Annotated in this window: 2 protein-coding genes and 1 pseudogene; all 3 read left to right on the top strand. The window is 55.1% G+C overall.

The features are described from left to right. Nucleotides 1–775 (top strand): phage tail sheath subtilisin-like domain-containing protein (locus D9742_RS23025; protein WP_130238345.1); only part of this gene is annotated, 775 nt, incomplete at its 5' end. Between the two features lie 9 nt (nt 776–784). Then, on the top strand, nt 785–1,300 hold the full coding sequence (locus tag D9742_RS23020; protein WP_130238344.1) for a phage major tail tube protein: 516 nt from the start codon (nt 785–787) through the stop codon (nt 1,298–1,300). A gap of 54 nt (nt 1,301–1,354) precedes the next feature. Next, nucleotides 1,355–1,444, top strand: a pseudogene (locus tag D9742_RS23015) (phage tail assembly protein); the annotation flags it as partial.

Here is a 1,444-nt window from a genome sequence, read left to right as displayed (position 1 = left end):
GGGTCACGATAACAAAGCCGTTGCGACTGAGCTGCTGAGTGTGGCGCAAAGCCTGCGCGGGTTTGCTTACCTGTCGGCGTATGGCTGCAAAACAGTGGAAGAAGTGCTTACCTACCGCGAAAACTTCAGCCAGCGTGAAGGGATGCTGATCTGGCCGGATTTTATCAGCTGGGACACGGTGCTGAATGCCGAAGCAACGGCTTATGCCACCGCGCGTGCGCTTGGTCTGCGCGCCAAAATTGACGAGCAGACCGGATGGCACAAAAGCCTGTCCAACGTGGGCGTGAACGGTGTCACCGGAATTTCTGCTGATGTGTTCTGGGATCTGCAGGACCCGGCAACAGATGCAGGTCTGCTGAACCAGAACGACGTCACCACGCTTATCCGCAAAGACGGTTTCCGCTTCTGGGGTTCCCGCTGCCTGAGTGATGACCCGCTCTTTGCCTTCGAAAACTACACCCGCACGGCGCAGGTGCTGATGGACACGATGGCAGAAGCACACATGTGGGCGGTGGATAAACCGCTTAACCCGTCGCTGGCCCGCGACATTATCGAAGGTATCCGCGCCAAAATGCGCAGCCTGGTCAGTCAGGGCTATCTCATTGGTGGTGATTGCTGGCTGGATGAGTCGGTGAACGACAAAGACACGCTGAAAGCCGGAAAACTCACCATCGACTACGACTACACGCCAGTGCCGCCACTTGAAAACCTGATGCTGCGTCAGCGCATCACCGATCAGTACCTGGTGAATTTCGCCAGCCAGGTCAGCGCGTAAGGGGACAACATGGCTTTACCACGCAAATTAAAACATCTGAACCTGTTTAACGACGGGAACAACTGGCAGGGGATCGTTGAGTCGCTGACGCTGCCGAAATTCACCCGCAAATATGAGAAGTATCGCGGCGGCGGTATGCCCGGGGCGGTGGATGTGGATCTGGGACTGGATGACAGTGCACTGGATACAGAATTTTCCATTGGTGGTACTGAACTGCTGCTGTTTAAGCAGATGGGCAAAGCCACGGTGGATGGCATCCAGCTGCGCTTTACCGGCTCTATTCAGCGTGATGATACCGGGGAAGTGCAGGCCGTGGAGCTTGTGGTGCGTGGACGTCACAAAGAAGTGGATTCCGGCGAGTGGAAGACGGGCGAAAGCAACACCACCAAAGTGACCAGCACCAACAGCTACGCGAAGCTGACCATCAATGGTGAGGTGCTTTATGAAGTGGACCTTATCAACATGGTGGAAATTGTGGACGGTGCGGACCTGATGGAAGCGCACCGCAACGCCCTCGGCCTCTGATGTATCTGAACGGCGCGGAATGCCGCGCCAGAACCCAATTTACAGGACAACAAAATGAGCGATAAGCAGACTGAAAAGACCATTCAACTGGATACTCCCATCATGCGCGGTAAAACAGAAATTACCGAAATTGTGCTGCGTAAA

Source organism: Escherichia sp. E1V33 (assembly GCF_004211955.1).
GTDB lineage: Bacteria > Pseudomonadota > Gammaproteobacteria > Enterobacterales > Enterobacteriaceae > Escherichia.
The sequence above is the reverse complement of the archived record's forward strand: the minus strand, read 5'-3'. Positions and strand labels throughout refer to the sequence as shown.

What these genes read in the sequence shown, in the direction of transcription:
- D9742_RS23020 (WP_130238344.1), top strand. Translation starts at nt 785, where the DNA reads ATGGCTTTACCACGCAAATTAAAACATCTGAACCTGTTTAACGACGGG.